The sequence below is a fragment of the Arthrobacter mobilis genome, from assembly GCF_012395835.1.
Lineage (GTDB): Bacteria > Actinomycetota > Actinomycetes > Actinomycetales > Micrococcaceae > Crystallibacter > Crystallibacter mobilis.
In genome coordinates this window covers 82,865-107,470 of sequence record NZ_JAAZSQ010000008.1, presented here as the reverse complement: position 1 = coordinate 107,470, position 24,606 = coordinate 82,865, and the positions used below count along the sequence as shown (strand labels likewise).

The following is a 24,606-nucleotide window of genomic DNA, read 5'->3' as shown; positions in this document are numbered from 1 at the left end:
AGGATCACGGCAGCGTCAGGATCTCCGCGCCTGAGTCCGTCACCACCAGGGTGTGCTCGAACTGGGCCGTGCGCTTGCGGTCCTTGGTCACCACTGTCCAGTCATCGTCCCACATCTCCCACTCGATGGTGCCCAGCGTCAGCATCGGTTCGATGGTGAAGACCATGCCCGGCTCCATCACCTTGCTGTAGGCCGGGGCGGCGTCGTAATGCGGGATGATCAGCCCGGTGTGGAAGGCTTCGCCCACGCCGTGGCCGGTAAAGTCACGGACCACTCCGTAGCCGAAGCGCTTGGCGTAGGACTCGATGGCCCGGCCGATGACGTTGATCTCGCGGCCGGGGGCCACTGCCTTGATGGCCCGCCTCAGCGCCTCCTGGGTCCGTTCCACCAGCAGCCGGGACTCCTCGTCCACGTCGCCGACCAGGAAGGTGTAGTTGGTGTCCCCGTGGACACCGTCCAGGTAGGCGGTGATGTCCAGGTTGATGATGTCCCCGTCCTGCAGCACGGTGCTGTCGGGGATCCCGTGGCAGATGACTTCGTTGACCGAGGTGCACAGGGACTTCGGGAAGCCGCGGTAGCCCAGGGTGGAGGGGTAGGCGTGGTGCGCCAGGAGGAACTCGTGCCCGACCCGGTCCAGTTCGTCGGTGGTCACGCCGGGACGGATGTGCCGGCCGACCTCGACGATGGCCTGGGCGGCGATGCGGCCGGCGGCACGGATCTTCTCGATGGTTTCCGCATCCTTGATCTCGGATCCGGTGAACTTGGCCGGCGCCGGCTTCCAGGCGTACTCGGGCCGGGGGATCGAGGGCGGAACCGGCAGGACGGGGGAGACGGTGCCCTGGACCAAGGTACCCAGGGGTGCTGTTGCTGCGATGTGGGGCATACCATCGATCTTATCGGTGCTTTGCCGCCGCCGCTTCGGGCTGCCGGCTGCCGGCCGGACGCCGGGACCGAACATCATCACAGGCTTCGGAAGAGCAGGAGGAACGCCCATGGCCAACTACTGGTTCAACGTCGTGACCCACCAGGTCGAGGAGGGGCCGCAGTCGGACTGGACGCAGCTGATCGGACCCTACGAGACCCGCGAAGAGGCCGAGAAGGCACTGGAGAAGGTCAGGGAACGCAACGAGGCCTGGGACGCCGGCGAAGAGGACTGAGCGCTCGGCGGCTGCCCCGGCCTCGCACGCTCGGCCGGGGGCCCTGCCGCTTCCCTTGGGGCGCTCCTGGGAAGCGCCTTAGAACGAGTGCTCGGGGCCGGGGAAGGCGCCGGAGCGGACCTCGTCCGCGTAGGCAGCCGCAGCACCGGCCAGCACCGTGCGCAGGTCCGCGTACTGCTTGACGAACCGGGCCATCCGGCCGCCGCGCAGCCCGGCCATGTCCTGCCAGACCAGAACCTGCCCGGTGGTGGCATTGCCCGCGCCGATGCCGACGGTAGGGACCGTGAGCGCCCGGTCCACCGCGGCCGCCGCCGCGGCCGGCACCATTTCCATCAGGACGGCGAAGGCACCGGCGTTCTGCAGGGCGACCGCATCCTCGATCAGCCGCTCGGCGTCGTCGCCGCGGCCCTGCACCCGGTAGCCGCCGAGGGCGTGTTCGCTCTGCGGGGTGAAGCCGATATGGGCCATCACCGGAATGCCTGCCTGGACCATGGCGCGGACGTGGTCGGCATAGAAGGCGCCGCCTTCCATCTTGACCGCATGGGCGCCGGCTTCCTTCAGCAGCCGCACCGACGATTCAACAGCCTGGGCGGGGGAAACCTCGTAACTGCCGAACGGCAGGTCGACGACGACGAGCGCGCGCCGGGTGCTGCGTGCGACCGCCCGGCACAGCGGGATCATCTCGTCGAGCGTCACCGGCAGGGAGGTCTCGTGGCCGAAGACATTGTTCGAGGCCGAATCGCCCACCAGCAGGACCTCGATGCCTGCCTCGTCGAAGATCTGGGCGCTGTACTGCTCGTAGGCGGTGAGCATGGCGAAGCGCCCGCCGGTGTCCTTGAGCTGCTGCAGGTGGTGGACGCGGACCCGGGCTGCGGGCAGGGGAGCCGGGGCCCCGGGGGTGGAAGACTGTGGCATGGTCTTCAGAGTAGTAGCCGAGGGCCCGGCCCTGAAACTCGTTTCGGGGCCGGGAGGCCGATGCCCCTCGGCGGGTCAGGCAGGACCTGCCGTGCCGTGCCGGGGGCGTGCTGCTGCGGTACCGACATGCAGGCCGGAATACGGCAGCTGCGGGCAGATCCCGGGCGGGACGATTAGGCTTGGGTACAAGAGAACTGTTCCCAAGCCGCCGGCTGCGCCCGTTGACGCTGACCAGCCGGAAAGGCTGCCCATGGAAGCAGCCGCGGCCGCACCTGGAAGGTGGCATATGGACCGTCAGCAGGAGTTTGTGCTCCGTACCATCGAAGAGCGCGACGTGCATTTCGTGCGCCTGTGGTTTACCGACGTGCTCGGCTCGCTTAAGTCCGTGGCGCTGGCCCCGGCCGAGGTCGAGGGCGCGTTCGAGGAGGGACTGGGCTTCGACGGCTCCTCGATCGAGGGCCTCGCCCGCGTGTTCGAATCGGACATGCTGGTCCAGCCCGATCCTTCCACCTTCCAGATCCTGCCGTGGCGCGGGGAACGGGAACAGACCTCGCGGATGTTCTGCGATGTGCTGACCCCGGACGGCGAACCGGCGGCCGCGGACCCGCGCAATGTGCTCAAGCGGACGCTGGCCAAGGCCAGCGGCATGGGCTTCACCTGCTACACCCATCCGGAGATCGAGTTCTACCTGCTCGAATCCAGCCAGCTCGGCCCCGACGGGGTGCCGGTGCCGGTGGACGGCGCCGGCTATTTCGACCACGTGCCCGGCGGCGTGGCGCAGGATTTCCGCCGCATGGCCGTGGCCATGCTTGAATCGGTGGGCATTTCGGTGGAATTCAGCCACCACGAGGCGGGGCCGGGCCAGAACGAGATCGACCTGCGCTATGCCGACGCCCTGCAGACGGCCGACAACATCATGACCTTCCGGACGGTGGTCAAGGAGGTGGCCCTGATGCAGGGCATCTACGCGACCTTCATGCCCAAGCCCTTCTCGGAGCATCCCGGGTCCGGCATGCACACCCACTTCTCGCTCTTCGAAGGGGATACCAACGCCTTCTTCGAGGCCGGGGCAGAGTTCCAGCTCTCCAAGACGGCGCGCCAGTTCATCGCCGGCATCCTGCGCCACGCCCCCGAGTTCACCGCCGTGACCAACCAGTTCGTCAATTCCTACAAGCGGCTGTGGGGCGGCGGCGAGGCCCCGAGCTTCGTCTCCTGGGGCCACAACAACCGCTCGGCACTGGTCCGGGTCCCGCTCTACAAGCCGGGCAAGGGCCAGTCTTCCCGGATCGAGTACCGCGGCATCGACTCCGCGGCCAACCCGTACCTGGCCTATGCGGTGCTGCTCGGGGCCGGCCTGAAGGGCATCGAGGAAGGCTACGACCTGCCTGCCGGGGCCGAGGACGACGTCTGGAGCCTCAGCGGGGCCGAACGCCGCGCGCTGGGCCTGGACCCGCTGCCGACCAGCCTGCACGACGCGGTCGGGAAGATGGAGGAATCGGACTTCGTGGCCGAAGTTTTGGGCGAGCAGGTCTTCGAGATCTTCCTGCGGAACAAGCGCGCCGAATGGCACGAATACAGCCTGCAGGTGACCCCGCATGAGCTGAAGCGGAACATCGGACTCCTGTAGGACACACCATGAGCCTGAACCGCCAGCTGATCGCCACCGGCTTCAACGACCTGGAGAAGGCCAACCGTTTCCTGGCCGCCCGCGAGTTGGAGGGCATCGACCGGGGGCTGCTGCTGGAAGGTTTCGCGCTCTCCGCCGATCCGGACCTGGCGCTGGTGTCGCTGGTGCGCCTGCTGGAGAGGTCCCCGCAGCTGGCCGAGCTGGTCAACGGCGGGGAACGCCGCAGCGAGGCACTCTTCCGGCTGCTCGGTGCCTCCGAAGCCCTGGCCGACTTCCTGCTGCGCCGGCCCGAGCACCTGGACGTCCTCGAGGCGAAGGTCAGCCCGGAGCCGGCCGGCGTGCCGGCGCCGCTGCTGCGCCGCAGCCTGCTCGAGGCCGTCGGAGCGGACCCGGAGGCGGAGAACCCGGTGGCGGCGGTGACCGGGACGGCCGCCTACACGGCGCTGCGGGCCTCTTACCGCAGGCATCTGGCCGAGCTGGCCATCCGCGACCTGGGGGCGGCCTCGCCGGAGGACTTCATGCCGACTGCCGGGCGGGAGCTGGCGGACCTGGCGGCTGCGGCGCTGGAGGCGGGACTGGCGGTCTCGCGGGCGGACCTGGCCGGACGGTATCCGCCCGAGGACGTCGCGGCGGTGCGCCTGGCCGTGATCGGCATGGGCAAATGCGGGGCCGCGGAACTGAACTATATTTCGGACGTGGACGTGGTCTACGTGGTTGAGGCGGACGGCATGGACGAGGCCAGGGCCGCCGCGATCGGTACGGGCCTGGCCGCGGGCATGACCCGGGCCGTGTCCTCGCCCGGGCCCGAACCGGCCCTTTGGGAGGTTGACGCCAACCTGCGCCCCGAGGGCAAGGACGGCCCGCTGGTGCGCACCTTGGATTCGCACCTGACCTACTACCGGCGCTGGGCCCACAGCTGGGAATTCCAGGCCCTGCTCAAGGCCCGGGCCGTCGCCGGCGATCCAGGGCTCGGGAAGCGCTATGAGGAAGCCGTCGCGCCGCTGATCTGGACGTCGTCCGAACGCGAAGGCTTTGTCGAATCGGTCCAGGCCATGCGCGGACGGGTGACCGAGAACATCCCGGTCAACGAGCGCGGCCGCCAGATCAAGTTGGGCCGCGGCGGACTGCGGGACGTGGAATTCACCGTCCAGCTGCTCCAACTGGTGCACGCCAAGGTGGACGAATCGATCCGCGTCCGGGATACGACGTCGGCGATCGCAGCACTGAGCGCGGCCGGCTACATCGGCCGCGCCGATGCCCGCGAACTGGACGCCGCCTACCGCTACCTTCGTGTGCTGGAACACCGGATCCAGCTGGTGCGGCTGCGCCGCACCCACCTGATGCCGGAGGCCCCGGATGCCCTGCGGGCCTTGGCTAAGGCAGCGCTCGGCTCGCTAAGCACCCACCGGCCTGCCCCGGAGGCCCTGCTGGAGTCCTGGCAGCGGACCAAACGCCGCGTGCGCGCGCTGCATGAAAGCATCTTCTTCCGCCCGCTGCTGGCCACTACCGCCACCCTGAGCGCGGACGAGGTGCAGCTGACGCCCGAGGCCGCCCGGGCCCGGCTGGCCGCGCTGGGCTACCTGGATCCGCGCGGGGCGGTGCGGCACATCGAGGCCCTGACCGCCGGCATCAGCCGGCGCTCGCAGCTGCAGCGGCAGCTGCTGCCGGTGCTGCTGGAATGGATTGCCGACGGCGTGGATCCGGATGCGGGCCTGCTCGGCTTCCGCCGGCTCAGCGAGGCGCTGGGCGATTCCCACTGGTACCTGGGCATGCTGCGCGACTCGAGTTCGGCGGCCGAGCGACTCTGCCATGTGCTCTCCAGCAGCCGGTTCATCACCGACCTGCTGGAGGTCTCGCCCGAATCGGCTGCCTGGCTGGGGACCGACAAGGACCTGGCGCCGCGGGACTTCGACACGCTCTGGCAGGAGATCCGGCACCAGATGTCCCGCCACCCGGAGGCGCGGGAGGCGATGCGCCTGATCCGGCTGATCCGGCGCCGGGAGATGCTGCGGATCGCGATTGCCGACGCGGCCGGGATCCTGGACCAGACCCAGGTCGGCTTCGCGCTCTCGGACGCGGACCGGGCGGCCATCCTGGGCGCCCTGCACGTGGCCGAGGCCGGGGTGGCCGGGACCGAAGGCCGGCTCACCAACATGCTGGTGGTGGCCATGGGCCGGCAGGGCGGACGTGAAATCGGCTATGGGTCCGATGCCGACGTGATGTATGTCCACCGGCCGCTGCCCGGGGCCGACCCGGACGCTGCCCAGCAGCAGGCACTGCGTATTGTCAGCCAGCTCTCGGCCCTGCTCCAGCAGCCCTGCACTCCGCCGGTGCTGGCCGAACGCCCGCTGGAAATCGACGCCGCGCTGCGGCCGGAAGGCAAGAACGGGCCGATGGTGCGCTCGCTGGACTCCTACCGGGAGTACTACCAGCGGTGGTCGCTGATCTGGGAAGCGCAGGCGCTCCTGCGGGCCCGCCCGATCGCCGGGGACGATGCCCTGGCTGCCGACTTCCTGGAGTTGGTCGACCCGATCCGCTACCCGGAGCAGATCACCGCCGACGATGTGCGCGAGATCCGCCGGATCAAGGCGCGGGTGGAGTCCGAGCGCCTGCCGCGGGGCGCCGATCCGGCCCGGCACCTCAAGCTGGGGCGCGGGGCGCTCAGCGACGTCGAATGGCTGGTCCAGCTCAAGCAGCTCCAGCACGCAGCCGCTGTGCCCGCGCTGCGCACCACCAATACCCTCGAAGCCCTGGCCGCCATCGAGGAGGCGGCGCTGCTGCCGGCAGCCGACGTGCGGACGCTGCGCGAGAGCTGGTGCCTGGCCACGCGGATCCGCTCCGGCAATATCGTCTCCAGCGGCAGGAGCTCGGACCTGCTGCCCTCCTCGCGCCGGGACCTGGAGGCGGTGGCGCGCTGGTGCGGGTACCGGCCGGGCGGGGCCGGTGCCCTCGAGGAGGACTATCTGCGCGTGACCCGCCATGCCCGCGGGATTTTCGATCGGCACTTCTACGGCGAGCCCGCCTGAGCCTGCGGTTCCTCCGCCCGGGCTTTGTGGGTAGGCTCGGGGCAGCATCACCGCCGGCGGACGGCTGCCGGCGGCCGGGAAGGGGAGGCGCGATGACCGATATTGACCTGGTAGCGCGGGAGCATCTGGCCGCGGCCGTGGACTCGCCGCACGGCCGCAGCGCCGTGATGGTGGCGCAGGATGGTCCGCTGCGGCAGACAGTCATCGCGCTCAAGGCAGGAACCGTGATGGGCAAGCACAATGCGCCGCTGGCCGGCACCATCTACGTGCTGGAGGGATCCATCACCGTGGTGTCGGCCTCCGGGCGGACGCCCATCCACGAAAACCAGCTGTCGCTGGTGCCGCAGGAACGGCATTCGGTCGAGGCTGCGGAGGACGCTGTCTTCCTGCTCACCGCCGTCACCGAGACATAGGCGCGGGAAGGGCCCGGCAGAACGAAGAGGACACGGCTACCAGGACGCGTACTAGGCAGGACACGGCGAAGGCCGGTGCCCCGCGGCGATCCGCGGGGCACCGGCCTTCGTGCCGGTGCCTGGTCGATCAGGCCTTAGCAGCCGTAGTACAGCTCGAACTCGTAGGGGTTCGGACGCAGCAGCAGCGGGGCGATTTCGTACTCGCGCTTGTAGGCGATCCAGGTGTCGATCAGGTCCTGGGTGAAGACGCCGCCGGCCTGCAGGAACTCGTTGTCCTCCTCCAGGGCGTTCAGCGCCTCCTCCAGCGAACCGGGGGCCTTCTGGATGTCCTTGGCCTCCTCGGCGGGCAGCTCGTAGAGGTCCTTGTCGATCGGGTCGGCCGGTTCGATCCGGTTCTTGATCCCGTCCAGGCCGGCCATCAGCTGCGCCGCGAAGGCCAGGTACGGGTTGGACGAGGCGTCCGGAGCGCGGAACTCGATGCGCTTGGCCTTCGGGTTGGACCCGGTGATCGGGATGCGGATGCCGGCGGAGCGGTTGCCCTGCGAGTAGACCATGTTCACCGGGGCCTCGAAGCCCTTGACCAGGCGGCGGTAGGAGTTGACCGTCGGGTTGGTGAACGCCAGCACGGCGGAGGCGTGCTTGAGCAGGCCGCCGATGTACCAGCGGGCGGTGTCGGACAGGCCGGCATAGCCCTTCTCGTCGTAGAACAGCGGCTGGCCGTTCAGCCACAGGGACTGGTGGCAGTGCATGCCGGAGCCGTTGTCGCCGAAGACCGGCTTGGGCATGAAGGTGGCGGACTTGCCCCAGGCGTCGGCGACGTTCTTGACGATGTACTTGAACTTCAGCAGGTCGTCGGCAGCGTGGACCAAGGTGTCGAACTTGTAGTTGATCTCGGCCTGGCCGGGGGCACCGACCTCGTGGTGGGAGCGCTCGACCTCCAGGCCCACGGCGTCCAGCTCGACGCAGATGGCATCGCGCAGGTCCGCCTGCTTGTCGGTCGGGGCCACCGGGAAGTAGCCGCCCTTGACCGCGGTCTTGTAGCCCTGGTTGCCGCCTTCGTCCTTGCGGCCGGAGTTCCAGTGGGCCTCGATGGAGTCCACCGCGTAGAAGGAGCCCTGCGGGCTGGATTCGTAGCGGACATCGTCGAAGATGAAGAATTCGGCTTCGGGGGCGAAGAAGGCAGTGTCGGCGATGCCGGTGGAGGCCAGGTAGGCCTCGGCACGCTCGGCGACGCCGCGCGGGTCACGGTGGTAGGGGTCGCCGGTGCGCGGGTTCACGATGGAGAAGTTCAGCGCCAGGGTCTTCTCGACGCGGAAGGGGTCGATGAACGCGGTGGTGACATCCGGGATCAGCTGCATGTCGGATTCGGCGATGCCCTGGAAGCCGCGGATGGAGGAGCCGTCGAACAGCTGCCCGTTGACGAAGAAGTCCTTGTCCACGGTCTTGGCCGGCACATTGAAGTGCTGCTGCACGCCGGGCAGATCCGTGAACCGGATGTCGACGAACTTCACCTCTTCGTCGGCGATGTACTTGAGGACCTCGTCCGCATTGTTGAACATCTTCGGTCATGCTCCTTACACATTCAGGGGATCGGCCGGCCGCCGCGCGGGCACCGGCATTGCGTCCAGAGTAGGGGGAGGGAATTTCCCGCTGGTGTCGCCATTGTTTCCGGCTTGTTACATACGCTTCCCAGCCTAACCGTCCTTGGAATCCGACACGCCCGGCCACGGGTACAGGGCCGCTCCGGCCGCGAATGGTGCCTGCCGCCGGGCCGCCGGTAATCTTGAGGGGTGGTTGACAGAAGAGACTTAGCATCCTGGCTGGAAGGCCCGCCCACTCCGGCCGGGCAGTGGCCCGGCCGCCGGCTGGGACTGCCCCAAAGCGGATCCGGTTCCATTGCCCGCCCGGGCCGGCGCCTGGCCGCATTGTGCATCGACTGGGGCATGAGCTACCTGATCGCCTGGTGGCTGGCCGGCGGCAACCAAGGCAACGAATTCCTGATCCTGGCCGTCTTCGCCGCCGAACAGATCCTGCTGCTGGGCACCTTGGGCTACAGCTTCGGCCACCGGCTGCTGGGCCTGCGCGTCCGCCGGCTCGACGGCGGTGCCCCGGGACCGCTGGCCGCCATTGTGCGTACGCTGCTGCTGTGCCTGGTCATCCCCGCCCTGGTCTTCGATGTCGACCAGCGCGGGCTGCATGACCGGGCGATGGGCACGGTGCTGGTACGGAACTGAGCCAGCACCCCCGGAGGCTTAAAGACCGGGCAGGGCCCGCCGTACGGCGGGCCCTGCCCGGTCTTTAAGCTGTGTCCGCAGACTGCCGGCTCAGCGGCCCCGCATCGCCCGGCGGTCGGGACGCACCCGGAACGGGTCCACGCCCTTGGGAATCGGCAGCTTGCTGCTGCCCAGGGCCTGCAGCCGCTTGTCCACGGCGGCGACTTCCTGCTTGGTCAGTTCCTTCTTGAGCTTCTGCACGGTCTTGGCAACCTTGCTCAGCTCCACCTGGCCTTCGCCGCGTCCGGTCTCGATGACATGGACCTTGACGTTGGGCAGGATGCGGTTCAGCTTGCGCCGCTCGGCGTCCACCAGCTGCTTGACCCGGTGGGAGGGGCCCTCGGTTACCAGGACCACGCCCGGACGGCCGACGGCCCGGAAGACGGCGTCCTGGGTGCGCGGGTTCACGGCCACCGGCTGCTCCTGCAGGATCCAGCCGCGGCGCAGCACGCTCAATGCAGCGCCGGAAGCACCGGGCTGGCCCTCGATCTGGGCGAAGGCGGCACGCTCGGCCCGGCGGGACAGGATGAAGGTGGCCGCGAGCAGGCCCAGCGGCAGGGAGATGATCAGCAGGGTGATCCAGTTCTGGATCAGCAGGCCGATGATCAGGCAGACAGCCACCACGGCCAGGAAGGCCAGCAGCATCAGCCAGACGACGTTCGGGTCGTTGCGCCGGGTCATCTGGAAGACCTGGGCGATCTGCTTCAGCCGTCCGGGCTGCTTGTTCGCCTTGGCGGCGGCTTTGTCCGCGGCGGACTTGCGGGAAAAGAGTCCCCGCCGGCGGTCCGCAGCTGAGTTGGCAGGGGAATCGGTGCTATTGGCCATAATGGCTCAATTCTAACCTGTGCGGGCCCGTGCTCCGAGTCCTGCACAGGCATGACGGGGCGGCCCCGGCCACCGGCCGGAACCGCCCCGTCATGCCCGAAGTATGGCGTCCGGGTCCTAGCGGGGGAGCAGGCTGGCTGCTTCCTGGCGGGTGGAACCGGAGTCTTCGATGCCTTCGGCAATGTGCGCGAGCTGTTCGGGCAGTGCGCGGCCCTTCTTGCGCATGGCGGTGGCCCAGAGCCGGCCGGCGCGGTAGGAGGAGCGCACCAGCGGTCCGCTCATCACGCCCAGGAAGCCGATCTCCTCGGCCTCGTCGCGCAGTTCGACGAACTCTGCCGGCTTGACCCAGCGCTCCACCGGGTGGTGGCGCTCGGTCGGGCGCAGGTACTGGGTGATGGTGATCAGGTCGCAGCCGGCAGCGTGCAGGTCGGCCAGGGCCTCGGAGACCTCCTCGCGGGTCTCGCCCATGCCCAGGATCAGGTTCGACTTGGTGACCATGCCCGCGGCCCGGCCCTGGCTGATCACATCCAGGGAGCGCTCGTAGCGGAAGGCCGGACGGATGCTCTTGAAGATCCGCGGGACGGTCTCCACGTTGTGCGCGAACACCTCGGGGGCGGCCTCGCAGATGGCCCGGATGTGCTCGGGCTTGCCGGAGAAGTCCGGAATGAGGATTTCGACGCCGGTGCCCGGGTTCAGCTCCTTGATCTTGCGGATGGTTTCGGCGTACAGCCACGCGCCCTCGTCGGGCAGGTCGTCCCGGGCGACGCCGGTGACGGTCGCGTAGCGCAGGTTCATCTGCTGGACGGAGCGGGCGACCTTTTCCGGCTCGAGCAGATCCAGCGGCGAGGGCCTGCCGGTGTCGATCTGGCAGAAGTCGCAGCGCCGGGTGCACTCGGAGCCGCCGATCAGGAAGGTGGCCTCGCGGTCCTCCCAGCATTCGAAGATGTTCGGGCAGCCGGCCTCCTCGCAGACGGTGTGCAGGCCTTCCTTTTTGACCAGGTTCTTCATCCCGACGTACTCGGGACCGATATTGACCTTAGCCTTGATCCAGTCGGGCTTGCGCTCCACCGGCGTGGCCGCGTTGCGGGCCTCGATGCGCAGCATGCGCCGGCCTTCGGGGGCGAGCGTCACAGCAGGGCTCCTTCCTGGGCAGCGGCGTCCTTGACCAGCCGCGCCTCGAATGTACGCAGTTCTTCTTCCACCCGGCCGGCAATGTCGGCGGGAAGCACCTTCTGCCCTGTTTCGGCCTCGATCGAGGTGGTGCCGGCGTCGGTAATGCCGCAGGCGATGATCTGCGAGTACGGGGCCAGGTCGTTGCTGCAGTTCAAGGCAAAGCCGTGCATGGTCACCCGCCGGTTGACCCGGATGCCGATGGCGGCGATCTTGCGCGCTGGCCCCTGGGCGTCGGCCTCGATCCATACGCCGGAGCGGCCCTCGATCCGGGTGCCCGCAATGCCGAAGCCGGCCAGGACGTTGATCAGCACCTGCTCAAGGATCTCCACGTAGTCGGCAACCCTGGTCGGGTCCGGAAGGGCGACGATCGGGTAGCCGACCAGCTGGCCCGGACCGTGCCAGGTGAGCTTGCCGCCGCGGTCGACATTGACCACCGGGGTGCCGTCGAAGGGACGTTCATGGTCTTCGGTGCGCTTGCCTGCAGTGTAGACCGGGCTATGTTCGAGCAGCAGGACGGTGCTGGATGCCGCACCGGCCACCACTGCTTCATGGATCCGGCGCTGTAGCGCCCAGCCCTCCTCGTAATCAACGTAATCGGGGGCAAATCCAACCCGGGAAAACTCAAGAGTCATGGGCCAAGCCTACGCCGCGGGCTCGGTCGGACTCCATTCGGGCCGTCGATTGTGTACGAGTGGGCGGTTCCGGGCGGCTGTGGATAACTTCTGCACGCCAGCCGCCGGGCGTGTAGAACATCCTTCCATGGATGCACTGCAGCCTTCCGTCCAGCTACAGCAGCCGGAGCCTCCCGCCGGACAGAGCGGTCCGGAACCGCCGCGGCCGGAAGCGGCCGGCCTGCGGATCGTGCGTTGGCTCGGCAGCGGGGCATCGGCGTCGGTCTGGCTGGCGGCGGCCGAGGACGGGACGGAATATGCGCTCAAAGTCTTCACCGGGCCGGACGGTGCCCGCGGCAGCGCAGGCGGCAGCGGGGCAGACGGGGAGCAGGTACTGCTGGCCGGGGTGGAGCACGAGCACCTGGTCCAGGCCTACCGGCAGGTGGCCACGAGCCTGGGCCCGGGACTGCTGCTGACGTTTGCGGCCGGCGGTTCGCTCGCCGGGCTGGTGGCCGCCCGCGGTCCGCTGTCGACCGGCGAGACGGTCACCGTGCTGACCCCGCTGGGGCAGGTACTGGCGTTCCTGCATGCCCAGGGGATTGCCCACGGGGACGTTTCCCCCGGCAATGTCCTCTTCACTGCGGCCGGCAAGCCCCTGCTGGCGGACCTGGCTGCAGGACAGGTGGCCGGTTCGGCCCCCGTCCGGCCGGCCGCGACGCCCGGCTTCCACCCGGGCACCGAAGCCGCCGGGCCCGCCGCGGACGTCTATGCGCTGGCCGCGCTGGGCTGGTACGCGCTGACCGGGCGGGTTCCCGCGGCCACCCAGGCCCGTCCGCCGCTGGGCATTCTCTGTCCGGGCGTGCCCGCCGAGCTGGCGGAGGTGCTTGAAGAAGGCCTGGACGACAGCCCGGCCGCACGTCCGGCCGCCGCCGAATTCGCCCGGCGGGTGTACCGCTGCGCGGCGGCCGAGCCGGTGGACCTCGCCGCCGCGGTGCACCCCAGCGTGGTGCCCCAGCTGCTGACCCGGCGGCGCCCGGACCAGCGGGAACGGTCCGGGCGCCGCCGTTCCGTGCCGCCGGAACCGGCCGGGGCCGGCAGGACCCGGGCCGGCAGACCGCGGCCGGACCTGGGCCGGCTGCTGCTGGCGGGCACCGCCTTGACGGCGGGCCTGGGCCTGGTTGCTGCGCTGCTGGGGATGCTTGCCGGCGGTCCGGGGCCCGGGGCCGGTGCTGCCCCGGCGGCGGGACCGGCTGCGTCCCCAGGACCGGCTCGGCCTGCGGGACGGCCGGTGCCGGGCAGGATCAGCGCCGCTCTGGCCTCGAAGGATCCGGTGGCGGCGCTGTCCGGATTGGCCTGGCTGCGCACCGAAGCCATCCGCATGCGCAGCACCACGCTGCTCCAGGACGTCAACGTTGCCGGTTCGGCGGCCATGGAGGCGGACCGCCGGATCATGGCAGCCCTGCTGGACCAGGACCATTGGTTCAGCGGACTGGATGCGACCGTGCAGAAGGCCGAGCTGGTGGCTGCCTCCGATACCGAGGCGGAGGTTTTCGCGGTCGTGTCCACCTCCGCGTTCCAGGAGCACAGTGCGGCGTCGGGGCTGGTCCGGGAGGTAGCCGGACCCAAGCAGCAGCAGCTGACGCTGAGGCTCGAGCAGTCAGGCGGACGCTGGCTGGTCAGCGCGGTGCTGCCGCCCCCGGATCCGGCGGAGGACTGAGCGTCCATGCTGTCCGCGGCGGCCGGTCAGGCGGCCCGGCCCGCTACCCAGCGGGCGAGGTCCGCCACCGCGGGCTGGGCGAACGCGAACCCTGCGGCAGTCAGCCGCGACGGCAGCATGCGGGCGCTGGGCAGCACCAGGTTTTCCGCCATTTCCCCCAGGGCCGCCTTCAACACTGCCTCCGGGGCCCGGAACCGGGCCGGCCGGCCCAGGGCCGCGGCCACGGCCGCGACCAATTCCCCGGCCCGGGCTGGTTCCGGGGCGCAGAGATTGACCGGGCCGGACAGGTCAGCCTCGAGCAGGAAGGCCAGCGCCGCGGCTTCATCCTCCAGGGTGATCCAGGGCCACCACTGCCGGCCGCTGCCGGGCGGACCGCCGACCCCGAGCCTGACAGGCAGCAGCAGCCGCGGCAGGGCGCCGGCCTGCGGGGCCATGACGATGCCCGTGCGGGTCACGACGGTCCGGCCCGGGGCACCGAGGACGGCGTGCTCCCAGGCACGGCAGACAGCCGACATGAACAGGTCCCCGGACGCCGCTTCCTCCGTCAGCACCTCGTCACCCCGGTCCCCGTAGTAGCCGGAACCGGACTGGCTGATGAAGACGCCCGGCGGTTGTTCGGCGGCGGCCATGGCGGCGGCCAGAGTGCGGGTGCTCCCGACCCGGGACGAGAGCAGGTCTTCCTTGGTGGACCGGGTCCACGGGCGCAGGTGCAGGGCGGAGCCGGCGAGGTTGACCACCGCGTCCTGGCCGCTCACGGCCCGGGGATCCAGGCTGCCCGCGGCAGGATCCCACGGTACTTCCGCTGCGCTGCGGGCCGGCCGCCGGACCAGCCGGCTGACCGTGTGCCCCCGGGTTTCCAGCAGCCGGGCCAGTGCGCTGCCGATCAGGCCTGAGGCGCCGGCGATCAGGACTTTCATGGCTACATCCCAGCATGTAAAGCTGCGGGTGGGAACATGGCAGCAACAGATCGGCCAGCGGGCAGCAGCAGGGCACCCCCGCTGTCCGGGGCCGTAACAGCGGCCCGGCCCCGCCTGCAACGGTGGCTAAGATCGATCCCATGACTTCGTCGAGCTACTTCCGTTATCCCCATCTGCACGATGATTTGCTGGCGTTCGTCGCGGAGGACGACGTCTGGGTGGCTCCGCTCGACGGCGGACGGGCCTGGCGGGTCTCCTCGCTGCAGCTGCCGGCGCGGAACCCCAGGTTTTCCCCCGATGGCCGGAGCCTGGCCTGGAGCGTGGTCCAGGGCAGCGCCCCCGAGGCCGTCACCGCCGCCGTGGACGGGGGCGGCTTCCGGCGCCTGACCTTCTTCGGCCACCCGTCCACGCGCGTGAAGGGTTTCACCGCAGCCGGTGAAGTCATCGTCACCAGCGCCTACCAGCGCGAGGAACCGCGCCACACCTGGGCACATGCGGTGCCGCTGGACGGCTCGGCGGGCCGGGTGCTGCCGTTCGGTCCGGTGGACTCGATCACCTTCGGGCCGGCCGTCGGGGACGAGCGTCCCGTAGTGGTCGGCAGCGTATGCTCGCGCGAGCCGGCCTGGTGGAAGCGCTACCGGGGCGGAACCACGGGCAAGCTCTGGCTGGACCGCGACGGGTCGGGGGACTTCGCGCGGCTGGTCCCGGAACTGGCCGGGAACCTGGTGGACCCGATGTGGATCGGCGGGCGGATCGCCTTCCTGAGCGACCACGAGGGCTATGGCAACCTGTATTCGGTGGCAGCCGACGGGACCGGGCTGCGCCGGCACACCGACCATGAAGACTTCTATGTCCGCCATGCGGCCAGCGACGGCCGGCGTGTGGTCTTCGAATCGGCAGGCGGGCTGTGGCTGCTGGAGGACCTGGACTCCGAGGCGCGGAAGCTGGAGATCACCCTCGGCTCGGCGTCCACGGCCCGGCGGCCGGCTCCGCTGAATGCCGCCGCGCACCTGAAGGCAGCGGTCCCGAATGCCGACGGCACTGCCTCCGTGGTGGAAACCCACGGCACGGTGCACTGGCTCACGCACCGGGACGGGCCCTCCCGCTCCGTCGAATCCACGCCCGGCGTGCGTGCGCGGCTGGCCCGGCCGCTCGGAACGGACAAAGTCATCTACGTGGCGGACCACGGCGGCGAGGAGGCCCTGTACATCCGCAACGTCTTCGACGCCTTGGGCTGGGCCGCCGGCAGCGCCGCGCCTTCCCAGGCAGAGCTGCCGGAAACGGAGCTGGCGGAATCGGGCGCGGCCCTGCCGCGGCCGGTCGCGGCCTCCGCCGTCGTCGCCGCGGACGGCCTGCCGGCACGTCCGGCGCCGGAACCGCCGGCTTCCGGGCCGGACGGCGCCGGCAGCGCCCGGGAGGCCGAACCCAGCGGCACGGCCCCGCTGCGGCGCGTGGACTTTGACGGACCGACCCGGGTCAGTGCGGTCTGCCCCAGTCCGGACGGCACCTTCGCTGCCGTGGCCACCGAGTTCGGCCAGCTGCTGGTAGTGGCCGCCGATACTGGCGCGCTGACCGAGATCGCTGCGACCGACCACGGTGCCATCGAGGAAGTGGCTGTGTCCCCGGACTCCCGCTGGCTCCTGTGGGCCGAACCGGTGACCACCGAGGGCACGCGCACGCGGCTGCGCCTGGCCCCCGCCTCGGGCGAAGGGCAGCCGGTGGACATCACCGACGGGCGCTTCCGCGACCACGGCCCGGCGTTTACCCCGGACGGAAAGTTCGCTGCCTTCCTGTCCGAGCGCAGCTTCGACCCGGTCTACGACACGCACAGCTTCGACCTGAGCTTCCCGCAGTCCACCAAGCCCTTCCTGGTGGCGCTGGCTGCCGGCACGCCCTCGCCGTTCGGTCCGGCCGTGCATGGCACGGCACCGGCCGGTGACGGGCACGACGCCGGGCACAATGCCGGCGGGGCAGCGGGCGGCACCGTCCCCAAGGTCGCCGTCGATCCCGAACAGATTGCCGGACGGATCATCCCGCTGCCGGTCCCGCAGGGACGCTACAGCCGGCTCGCGGCCGTGGACGGCGCGCTGCTCTGGCTGGCCACGGACGCCGCCGGGGTGACCGGGGAAGGCCGGGCCAGTGCGGAGGAGCCGGCGCAGCCGCACCGGCTGGAGCGCTTCGACCTGGTCCGCCGCGAGGTCAGCACGCTGGCGCCGGCGCTGTCCGCCTACGAGGTTTCCGGGGACCGCAAGCGCATTGTCTACATCAACAAGCAGCAGGTGCGTGCCGTGCCGGCCGCCGGGAAGGTCGAGGACGAGTCTCCGGACAGTGTGGCGGTGGACCTGGGCCGGATCCGGGTCATGCTGGATCCGCTCAAGGTCTGGGAACAGGCCTTCGACGAGACCTGGCGCCTGCAGCGGGACTTCTACTGGGATGCCGACATGGCCGGGCTGGACTGGGAAGGCGTCCGCCGGCGCTATCGTCCGCTGGTGCAGCGGCTGGGCTCGCACGATGATCTGGTGGACCTGCTCTGGGAGGTGCACGGGGAGCTGGGCACCTCGCATGCCTACGTGAGCCCGCCTCCTGCAGCCGAACCTGGTGCCGGCAGGCAGGGCCTGCTCGGCGCCGACCTGGAGCGTACCGGCGCCGGCTGGGCGGTGCGCAGCATCCTTCCGGGCGAGTCCTCGGATCCGCTGGCGCGCTCGCCGCTGGCCGCTCCTGGCGCCGCGGTCCGCAGCGGGGACATCATTGCCGCGGTGGACGGGCTTCCGGTGGACCTGGCGGCCGGACCCGGCCCGCTGCTGGTCAGTGCCGCCGGGCGGACCGTGGAACTGACCATCGTCAACGGCCCGGGACCGGACGAGGGCCGGCAGCGCCGGATCGCAGTGGTGCCGGTCGCCGACGAGGAGCGGCTGCGCTACCAGAACTGGGTGTCGGCCAACCGGCGTGCCGTGCGGACCGCTTCCGGGGGCCGGTTCGGCTATCTGCACATCCCCGACATGGTGGCCCGGGGCTGGTCGCAGCTGCACCGGGACCTGGACGTGGAGACCGCCAAGGACGCGCTCATCGTCGATGTCCGGCGCAACCGCGGCGGACACACCTCGCAGCTGGTGGCGGAGCTGATCGGCCGGAAGGTCACGGCCTGGAACCTGGCCCGCGGCGAGCAGCCGGGCACCTACCCGGCGCACGCCCCGCGCGGACCGGTTGTCGTGCTGGCAGACGAGTACGCCGGGTCCGACGGAGACATCATCACCCAGGTCTGCAAGCTGCGCGGGATCGGCCCGGTGATCGGCGTGCGCACCTGGGGAGGCGTGGTCGGCATTGACGGCAAGTTCACGCTGGCCGACGGCACGGGGGTGACCCAGCCGCGCTATGCCTTCTGGTTCACCCAGGGGGTCGGGTGGAACGTGGAGAATCACGGAGTGGATCCGGACATCGAGGTGCCCTACCCGCCGCACGCCTACGCCGCGGGCGAGGACCCGCAGCTCGAATACGGCGTCGGGGTCCTGAAGGAGATGCTCCAGGAACTGCCCACCGACAGGCCGCCGGCGCGCACCGGCCACCCGTCGCTGCGGCCGGGGCCGCTGCCGGCGCGTCCGCAGCCGGCCGGCCTGGCAGGCCGCTGACACAGCCGGCAGGCAGCACCCGGTTAAACCAAAGCTGCCGGTTGATCCTGTTGCCGGCGCCGCCGGGGCGGGCGCCCGGCCGTTAGCTGTTGAGCGCGGCCTGCAGGGTGATGCTCGGTACCGAGGCGAGAGCCTGGGAGACCGGGCAGCCGGTCTTGGCCTCGCCGGCGATGCGCTGGAAGTCCTCCTCGCTGATGCCCGGGATGCTGGCGCTGACAGCCAGGCGGATCTCAGTGATGCCCTGGCCGGGCACGAAGTCCACGTCGGCACGGGTCTCGATGCTGTCGGCCACGTGGCCGGCTTCCTTGAGCATGTTGCTGAAGGCCATCGAGAAGCAGGAGGCGTGGGCAGCGGCGATCAGCTCCTCGGGGCTGGTCTTGCCCTCGGACTGCTCGGCACGCGCCTTCCAGGTCACGTCGTAGGTGCCGAGACCGGAGCTGTCCAGGGTGGTCTGGCCGGAGCCAGTGAACAGGTCGCCCTTCCAGATGGTGTGGGCAGAACGGGTTGCAGCCATGTGTGTTCCTCCTCGTACAGGGAATGGGTGCCGTGGCATGCGTAGCCACCGGTGCCCGGCGGTGCCGGGGCCTCTGCTTCATCCTATGGGGGAGCAGGCCTGCTGGCTACCGGACGCGCGGCGGCCGGCTCCCCGAGGGGAGCCGGCCGCCGCGCCCGGTGCTAGTTCCAGAGCGTTGCCAGCGCGATGTTCAGCAGCGCGAGGCCGCCGACGGCGTGCGCCATGCCGGCTGCCACGGGCTGGTTCCGCTTGTACTTGCGCGCACCGAGGAAGGCCAGGACGGCTACCACGAGCCCGATGGCGAGCTTGATGCCGAGCTTGACGTAGTTCGCATCGATGTCCAGGGCGGGAATGAGGCCCATCATGGCAACGCCGGTGAGCACCTGGAGGGCTGCGCCGTCGAACTGCCGCGGGTGCACGGTGGGCTTCTTCATATTGCCGATCCAGATGCCCACGATCATGGCCGCACCGACGATGTGCAGGAAAACGAGAATGTTGTAGAGGATCTGCATAGAGTCGATCCTACCGACCCCGCACTGCCATCCGGGCGGATCTTTGCCCATGTCGCGGCAACTTTTCTACCCTCTGTAGTAGGAAAGCTGCGGGTGCGGCGACGGCGGGTGCCGCCTCCCGTACGGAAGCGGCACCCGCCGTCGTCTTGGAATGGAGCGGGCCCTGCTCCCTAGAGGCCGAGGTCGGACTCGAAGGCACCCTCTTCCAGCCGGGCCTTCAGCGTCTGCAGGAAGCGTCCGGCATCGGCGCCGTCGACCAGGCGGTGGTCGTAGGTCAGCGACAGGTAGACCATCGAACGGATGGCAATCGTGTCGTCGCCGTCCGCGTTGGTGATCACCACGGGCCGCTTCACGATCGCGCCGGTGCCCAGGATGCCCACCTGCGGCTGGTTGATGATCGGGGTGTCGAACAGCGCGCCCACGCTGCCGATGTTGGTGATGCTGAACGTACCGCCCGAAAGCTCGTCCGGGGCGATCTTGTTGCTGCGGGTGCGCGCGGCAACGTCGGCGATCCGCCCGGCCAGGCCGGCCAGGTTCAGGCTGCCGGCGTCGTTGATCACCGGAACCAGCAGGCCCTTGTCGGTGTCCACAGCAATCGCCAGGTGCTCGGCGTTGTGGTAGGTGATTTCCTGCGTGGCCTCGTCGTAGGAAGCGTTCAGCTTCGGGTGCTGCTTCAGGGCCTCGGCCACGGCCTTGGCGAAGAAGGGCAGGAAGGTCAGCTTCACGCCGTTCTGAGCCAGGAACTTGTCCTTGGCAGCCGCGCGGAGCTTGGCGATCCGGGTCACGTCCACCTCGATGACCTGGGTCAGCTGGGTGGAGATGTCCAGGGACTCGCGCATGCGGCGGGCGATGACCTGGCGGATGCGCGAGGCCTTCTCGACAGTGCCGCGCCGGGCGTCGGGGGCCGGAGCCGCTGCCGACGGCGCCGCAGCGGCCGCAGCGGCCGCAGGGGCTTCCGCCGGGGCGGCTGCCGGGGCCTTGGCCACGGCGTCGAGTACGTCCTGCTTGCGGATGCGCCCGCCGACGCCGGTGCCGGAGACGGCAGCCAGGTCCACGCCGTGCTGGTTGGCCAGCTTGCGCACCAGCGGGGTGACATAGCCGGCGTCGCCGGATTCGGCAGCAGCAGCCGGGGCGGCCTCGGCCGGAGCGGCAGGCCGGGCCGGAGCCGCGGGCTGGGCCGGGGCAGGAGCGGCTGCGGCGGCCGGCTGTGCCACCGGGGCTTCGCGTTCTTCGGCGGGGGCAGCGGCGACCGGCTCGGCGGCAGCCGGCGCGGCAGCAGCCGGGGCAGCGGCAGCGGGCGCGGCGCCGGAGCCGATCACGGCCAGGACGGAGCCGACCTCGGCGGTCTCGTCTTCCTGGACCCGGATCTCCAGCACGGTACCGGCAACGGGGGAGGGGATCTCGGTGTCGACCTTGTCCGTGGAAACCTCCAGCAGCGCCTCGTCCACTGCCACGGTGTCGCCGACCTGCTTCAGCCAGCGGGTCACGGTACCTTCGGTGACGCTTTCACCCAGGGCCGGCAGTGTCACGTCGGTGCCCTCGGCGGCGCCCGCCTGCGGGGCAGCCTCCGCGGCGGGGGCCGGGGCGGCTTCGGCGGCGGGGGCCGGGGCGGCTTCGGCAGGGGCCGCTTCGGCAGCGGGAGCGGCCGGTGCGGCGGCAGCAGCAGTTCCCTCGCCGGTGCCGATCCGGACCAGCGGGGCGCCGACGTCGGCGGTCTCATCCTCAGCCACCAGGATTTCCTCGATCACGCCGGCGACCGGGGACGGGATTTCCGTGTCGACCTTGTCGGTCGAAACCTCCAGCAGGGGCTCGTCTACTGCGACCCGGTCACCGACCTGCTTCAGCCAGCGGGTCACGGTACCTTCGGTGACACTTTCACCGAGGGCGGGCAAGTTCACGGTTTCAGACATTTCGTCCCCGTTTCTCCTTATTAGTGTTTCTCCAAGTCAGCGCGCGGCTGAGGAATGATGCGGGCCCGGCAGACCCCCGGACACCAATGGTCCGGGGGCGTGGGCGGGGGACCGGTGCTAGCCGTGCAGCGGGCGGCCGGCCAGGGCCATGGCGGCCTCGCCCAGGGATTCGTTCTGCGTCGGGTGGGCGTGGATCAGGGCGGCGACATCCTCCGGGTAGGCTTCCCAGCTGACGATCAGCTGGGCCTCGCCGATCTGCTCGCCGATACGTCCGCCGATCATGTGCATGCCGACGATGGGGCCGTCCTTCTGGCGGACCATCTTGATAATGCCGCTGGTGCCCAGGATGGAGCTCTTGCCGTTGCCGGCCAGGTTGTACTCGGCGGTCTCGACGTTCTCCTTGCCGAACTTCTCCTCGGCCTGGGGCTGGTTCAGGCCGACGGAGGCGATCTCCGGCTCGCAGAAGGTCACCTTCGGGATGTTGATGTCCTCGACCACCGCCGGGTTGCGGCCGGCGATTTCCTCGGCCACGAAGATGCCCTGCTGGAAGCCGCGGTGGGCCAGCTGCACGCCCGGGACGATGTCGCCGACGGCGTAGATGTTGCCCACACCGGTGTGGCAGCGCTCGTTGGTGATCACGAAACCGCGGTCCACGGTAATGCCGGCGTCCTCGAAGCCCAGCCCGGCGGTGCTCGGGCCGCGGCCAACGGCCACCAGCAGCAGGTCGGCTTCGAACGTCTTGCCGTCGGCCAGGGTGACGGTGACGCCATTGGCCGTCTGCTCGACCTTCTCGAAGAAGACGCCCGTGTTGAACTTGATGCCGCGCTTCTTGAAGGCCCGCTCGAGGTTCTTGATGATCGCCGGGTCTTCGTTCGGGACCAGGGAGGGCAGGCCCTCGACGATGGTCACGTCCACGCCGAAGGACTTCCAGACCGAGGCGAATTCGACGCCGATGACGCCGCCGCCGAGGATCACGACGCTCTGCGGCAGTTCGGTCATTTCCAAGGCCTGGTCGGAGGTGATGACGCGGCCGCCGATTTCGAGGCCGGGCAGGGTGCGGGAGTAGGAGCCCGTGGCCAGGATGATGTGCTTGCCCTTGTAGGCGGTGCCGTTGACCTCGATGGTGTCCTGGCCGGTGAGCTTGCCTTCGCCTTCGATGACGGTGATGCCCTTGGCCTTGATCAGCCCGGACAGGCCCTTGAACTTGCCGGCGACGATGCCGTCCTTGTAGGCCTTCACAGCGTTCAGGTCGATGGAGTCAAGCGTGACGTTGATGCCGTACTTCGCCGATTCCCGTGCGTGGTCGGCCAGCTCAGCCGAGTGGAGCAGCGCCTTGGTGGGGATGCAGCCGTTGTGCAGGCAGGTGCCGCCCAGCTTGCCCTTCTCGACCAGACCTACGGTGAAGCCCAGCTGCACGGCACGCAGGGCAGCTGCGTAACCGCCGCTGCCGCCACCGAGTACCAGGATGTCGAATTCTTGCGCAGTTGCCGAATCGGCCACTTGAACGCTCCCTCGTGTGATCAGGACGTGCTGGTGCACATCGACTGGTGATGGGCTGTAGTGATGCTAACTGACCACCTTAGACCTACGTTCTACCATCATCTACTTGGTTAAGGCCGCTGGGGGCCGGAATGTGCGCGGGCTCACGCTGCGGCGCCCGTCCGGCTTCCGCAGCGTGGAAAACGAGGCCCCGGAGCACCCTCCAGGGCAGCCGGTCAGCGGGCCCGGGCCGCCACGTCTTCCGCATAGGCCAGCAGGGTCCGCACGGCCATGCCGGTGCCTTCCTTGGGGGTGTAGCCGTAGGCGGCACCCTCGTTGAAGGCAGGCCCGGCAATATCCAGGTGGGCCCAGGGGATGCGCTCGCCGCGGACTTCGCCCACGAACTCGCGCAGGAAGACTGCGGCAGTCATCATGCCGCCGAACTTCTCGCCCATGTTGGCCAGGTCCGCGACCTGGGAGTCCAGGCTGGGGCGCAGTTCCTCGGGCAGCGGCATCGGCCAGAACAGCTCGCCGGCACGATCGGCCGCGGCCTTGACCGCGTCCCGGACGCCGTCGTCGCCCATTACCGCGCCCACGCGGCTGCCCAAGGCCACCATCTGCGCGCCGGTCAGGGTGGCGACGTCGATAAGCACATCCGGGGTCTCTTCGCTGGCCGCAGCCAGGCCGTCGGCCATGACCAGCCGGCCCTCGGCGTCGGTATTGAGCACTTCCACGGTCTTGCCGCCGTAGACGGTGAGCACGTCCGAGGGCCGCTGGGCCGTGCCCGAGGGCATGTTCTCGGCCAGGCACAGCCAGCCGGTGGCTTTGAGCGGCAGGCCCAGTTCGGCGATCGCCAGGACGGTGTTGAGCACGACGGCGGCACCTGCCATATCGCACTTCATGGTCACCATGCCGGTAGCCGGCTTCAGCGACAGGCCGCCGGAGTCGAAGGTGATGCCCTTGCCCACGAACGCGAGCCGGGCCTTGGCCCGGGCGGGGGAGTATTCGAGCTTGACCAGGCGCGGCGGCCGGGTGGATCCCTTGCCGACGCCGGTCAGGCCGCCGTAGCCGTCCTTTTCCAGCCGCTTTTCGTCCAACACGGTGACCTTCACCGGCAGGTTCCCGGCCAGTTCCTTGGCCGCCGCGGCGAAGGTCTCCGGGTACAGGTGGCTCGGCGGCTGGTTCACCAGGGTGCGCGTGGCGTTGACGGCGCGGCCGATCAGCCGTGCGCGGTCCAGGGCGGCCGGCAGGGCTTTCTCGCCCGCCGCCGGCGTCAGGATGGTGACTTCCCGCACCGCCGCAGGGGCCTTGGCGGCGGTGCGGCTGCGGTGTTCGGTAAAGGCGTAGGCGCCCAGGGCCGCCCCCTCGGCGACGGCGGCGGCCGCCTCGACGGTCGCCGCCGGCAAAGCCAGGGCCACCGTGGACAGGCCGGCCAGCTGCCGCACGGCCGAACCGGCGGCGCGGCGCAGGTCCTCGCCGGGAGCTGATCCGTCGGCAGCTGCCTTGCCCAGCCCGGCCAGGACCAGGACGTCCGCATGCAGCTCGGGCAGGCCCGGCAGGCGGCGCACTTCGTCGCGGGCGCCGGTGATGCCCAGCGCCCCGAGCGAGTCATTCAGGGCCTTGGAGGACGCCGACGGCAGCGGGTTCTCGAGCAGGACCGGACCGCCGGGTCCTTCGGCCACGCCCACCACCAGCGCATCGGCGCGGACCTTCCTGTCCTTGGCAGCGGCACTGATTTTGAGCTCGGGGGTTGTGGCCACGCAGATCCGTCCTCACTTCGCGTCGTCGATGTACGTCACAATGCGTTCTGTCCCGGGGTCTGGCGCGGTGCCGCCCGGCAGCAGGGCCTGCGCCGGACGGGCGCGGCGCCGTCCCCTAACGTTGTGTCTACAGTAGTGCCGCCGAAGATGC

At 70.0% G+C, this 24,606-nt stretch carries 19 protein-coding genes; 7 read left to right on the top strand and 12 right to left on the bottom strand.

The window, feature by feature from the left end:
• Window positions 1-4 precede the first annotated feature (4 nt).
• Window positions 5-883: a type I methionyl aminopeptidase gene (gene map, locus HGG74_RS10300; RefSeq protein ID WP_168486269.1), complete on the bottom strand. Its 879-nt coding sequence runs from the start codon at window positions 881-883 to the stop codon at window positions 5-7.
• A 109-nt stretch (window positions 884-992) separates the two neighbouring features.
• On the opposite strand from map, the gene HGG74_RS10295 reads away from it, so the two are divergent.
• Window positions 993-1,157, top strand: a complete 165-nt coding sequence (locus HGG74_RS10295; RefSeq protein ID WP_168486268.1) for an SPOR domain-containing protein — start codon at window positions 993-995, stop codon at window positions 1,155-1,157.
• 78 nt (window positions 1,158-1,235) lie between these two features.
• Here HGG74_RS10295 and panB read toward each other — a convergent pair whose 3' ends face one another.
• Window positions 1,236-2,072, bottom strand: coding sequence for a 3-methyl-2-oxobutanoate hydroxymethyltransferase (panB, locus tag HGG74_RS10290; protein ID WP_168486267.1), 837 nt, complete (start codon window positions 2,070-2,072; stop codon window positions 1,236-1,238).
• Window positions 2,073-2,358: 286 nt separating this feature from the next.
• On the opposite strand from panB, the gene HGG74_RS10285 reads away from it, so the two are divergent.
• The 3 genes from HGG74_RS10285 to HGG74_RS10275 all read left to right on the top strand — a co-directional run bounded on the left by HGG74_RS10285 (window position 2,359) and on the right by HGG74_RS10275 (window position 7,138).
• The gene (locus HGG74_RS10285; protein ID WP_168486266.1) at window positions 2,359-3,699 is read left to right on the top strand and encodes a glutamine synthetase family protein; all 1,341 of its coding nucleotides are present in this window, start codon (window positions 2,359-2,361) and stop codon (window positions 3,697-3,699) included.
• Window positions 3,700-3,707: 8 nt separating this feature from the next.
• A complete protein-coding gene (locus tag HGG74_RS10280) occupies window positions 3,708-6,725 on the top strand; it encodes a bifunctional [glutamine synthetase] adenylyltransferase/[glutamine synthetase]-adenylyl-L-tyrosine phosphorylase (RefSeq protein WP_168486265.1) in 3,018 nt (1,005 codons plus the stop codon).
• A 92-nt stretch (window positions 6,726-6,817) separates the two neighbouring features.
• Window positions 6,818-7,138, top strand: coding sequence for a cupin domain-containing protein (locus tag HGG74_RS10275; protein WP_168486264.1), 321 nt, complete (start codon window positions 6,818-6,820; stop codon window positions 7,136-7,138).
• 134 nt (window positions 7,139-7,272) lie between these two features.
• On the opposite strand, the gene glnA is transcribed toward HGG74_RS10275, so the two are convergent.
• Complete coding sequence (gene glnA / locus HGG74_RS10270) at window positions 7,273-8,697, bottom strand: type I glutamate--ammonia ligase (RefSeq protein ID WP_168486263.1); 1,425 nt, start codon at window positions 8,695-8,697, stop codon at window positions 7,273-7,275.
• Window positions 8,698-8,928: 231 nt separating this feature from the next.
• On the opposite strand from glnA, the gene HGG74_RS10265 reads away from it, so the two are divergent.
• Window positions 8,929-9,372, top strand: a complete 444-nt coding sequence (locus HGG74_RS10265) for an RDD family protein (RefSeq protein WP_168486262.1) — start codon at window positions 8,929-8,931, stop codon at window positions 9,370-9,372.
• Window positions 9,373-9,462: 90 nt separating this feature from the next.
• Here the strand turns inward: HGG74_RS10265 and HGG74_RS10260 are convergent, their stop codons facing one another.
• The 3 genes from HGG74_RS10260 to lipB form a co-directional block, all read right to left on the bottom strand.
• Window positions 9,463-10,236 (bottom strand): DUF4191 domain-containing protein, encoded by a 774-nt coding sequence (locus HGG74_RS10260; protein ID WP_168486261.1) that lies wholly within the window; start codon window positions 10,234-10,236, stop codon window positions 9,463-9,465.
• 117 nt (window positions 10,237-10,353) lie between these two features.
• Window positions 10,354-11,367 (bottom strand): lipoyl synthase, encoded by a 1,014-nt coding sequence (lipA, locus tag HGG74_RS10255; RefSeq protein WP_312856810.1) that lies wholly within the window; start codon window positions 11,365-11,367, stop codon window positions 10,354-10,356.
• Window positions 11,364-12,041, bottom strand: a complete 678-nt coding sequence (lipB, locus tag HGG74_RS10250) for a lipoyl(octanoyl) transferase LipB (protein ID WP_168486260.1) — start codon at window positions 12,039-12,041, stop codon at window positions 11,364-11,366. The genes lipA and lipB overlap by 4 nt, the downstream gene beginning before the upstream one ends.
• A gap of 127 nt (window positions 12,042-12,168) precedes the next feature.
• On the opposite strand from lipB, the gene HGG74_RS10245 reads away from it, so the two are divergent.
• The gene (locus tag HGG74_RS10245; RefSeq protein WP_168486259.1) at window positions 12,169-13,737 is read left to right on the top strand and encodes a serine/threonine protein kinase; all 1,569 of its coding nucleotides are present in this window, start codon (window positions 12,169-12,171) and stop codon (window positions 13,735-13,737) included.
• A 26-nt stretch (window positions 13,738-13,763) separates the two neighbouring features.
• Here HGG74_RS10245 and HGG74_RS10240 read toward each other — a convergent pair whose 3' ends face one another.
• Window positions 13,764-14,654 carry a TIGR01777 family oxidoreductase gene (locus tag HGG74_RS10240; RefSeq protein WP_168486258.1) on the bottom strand — a complete coding sequence of 297 codons (891 nt, stop codon included), beginning with the start codon at window positions 14,652-14,654 and terminating at the stop codon, window positions 13,764-13,766.
• A 140-nt stretch (window positions 14,655-14,794) separates the two neighbouring features.
• On the opposite strand from HGG74_RS10240, the gene HGG74_RS10235 reads away from it, so the two are divergent.
• The gene (locus HGG74_RS10235; RefSeq protein ID WP_168486257.1) at window positions 14,795-18,280 is read left to right on the top strand and encodes a S41 family peptidase; all 3,486 of its coding nucleotides are present in this window, start codon (window positions 14,795-14,797) and stop codon (window positions 18,278-18,280) included.
• 82 nt (window positions 18,281-18,362) lie between these two features.
• Here HGG74_RS10235 and HGG74_RS10230 read toward each other — a convergent pair whose 3' ends face one another.
• The 5 genes from HGG74_RS10230 to HGG74_RS10210 all read right to left on the bottom strand — a co-directional run bounded on the left by HGG74_RS10230 (window position 18,363) and on the right by HGG74_RS10210 (window position 24,455).
• Entirely contained in the window at window positions 18,363-18,794 is a 432-nt protein-coding gene (locus HGG74_RS10230) for an OsmC family protein (RefSeq protein WP_168486256.1), read from the bottom strand.
• Window positions 18,795-18,955: 161 nt separating this feature from the next.
• A complete protein-coding gene (locus HGG74_RS10225) occupies window positions 18,956-19,306 on the bottom strand; it encodes a hypothetical protein (protein WP_168486255.1) in 351 nt (116 codons plus the stop codon).
• Window positions 19,307-19,476: 170 nt separating this feature from the next.
• On the bottom strand, window positions 19,477-21,216 hold the full coding sequence (gene sucB / locus HGG74_RS10220) for a 2-oxoglutarate dehydrogenase, E2 component, dihydrolipoamide succinyltransferase (RefSeq protein WP_168486254.1): 1,740 nt from the start codon (window positions 21,214-21,216) through the stop codon (window positions 19,477-19,479).
• Window positions 21,217-21,333: 117 nt separating this feature from the next.
• Complete coding sequence (lpdA, locus tag HGG74_RS10215; protein ID WP_168486253.1) at window positions 21,334-22,716, bottom strand: dihydrolipoyl dehydrogenase; 1,383 nt, start codon at window positions 22,714-22,716, stop codon at window positions 21,334-21,336.
• Window positions 22,717-22,931: 215 nt separating this feature from the next.
• A complete protein-coding gene (locus HGG74_RS10210; protein WP_168486252.1) occupies window positions 22,932-24,455 on the bottom strand; it encodes a leucyl aminopeptidase in 1,524 nt (507 codons plus the stop codon).
• Between the last annotated feature and the right edge of the window lie 151 nt (window positions 24,456-24,606).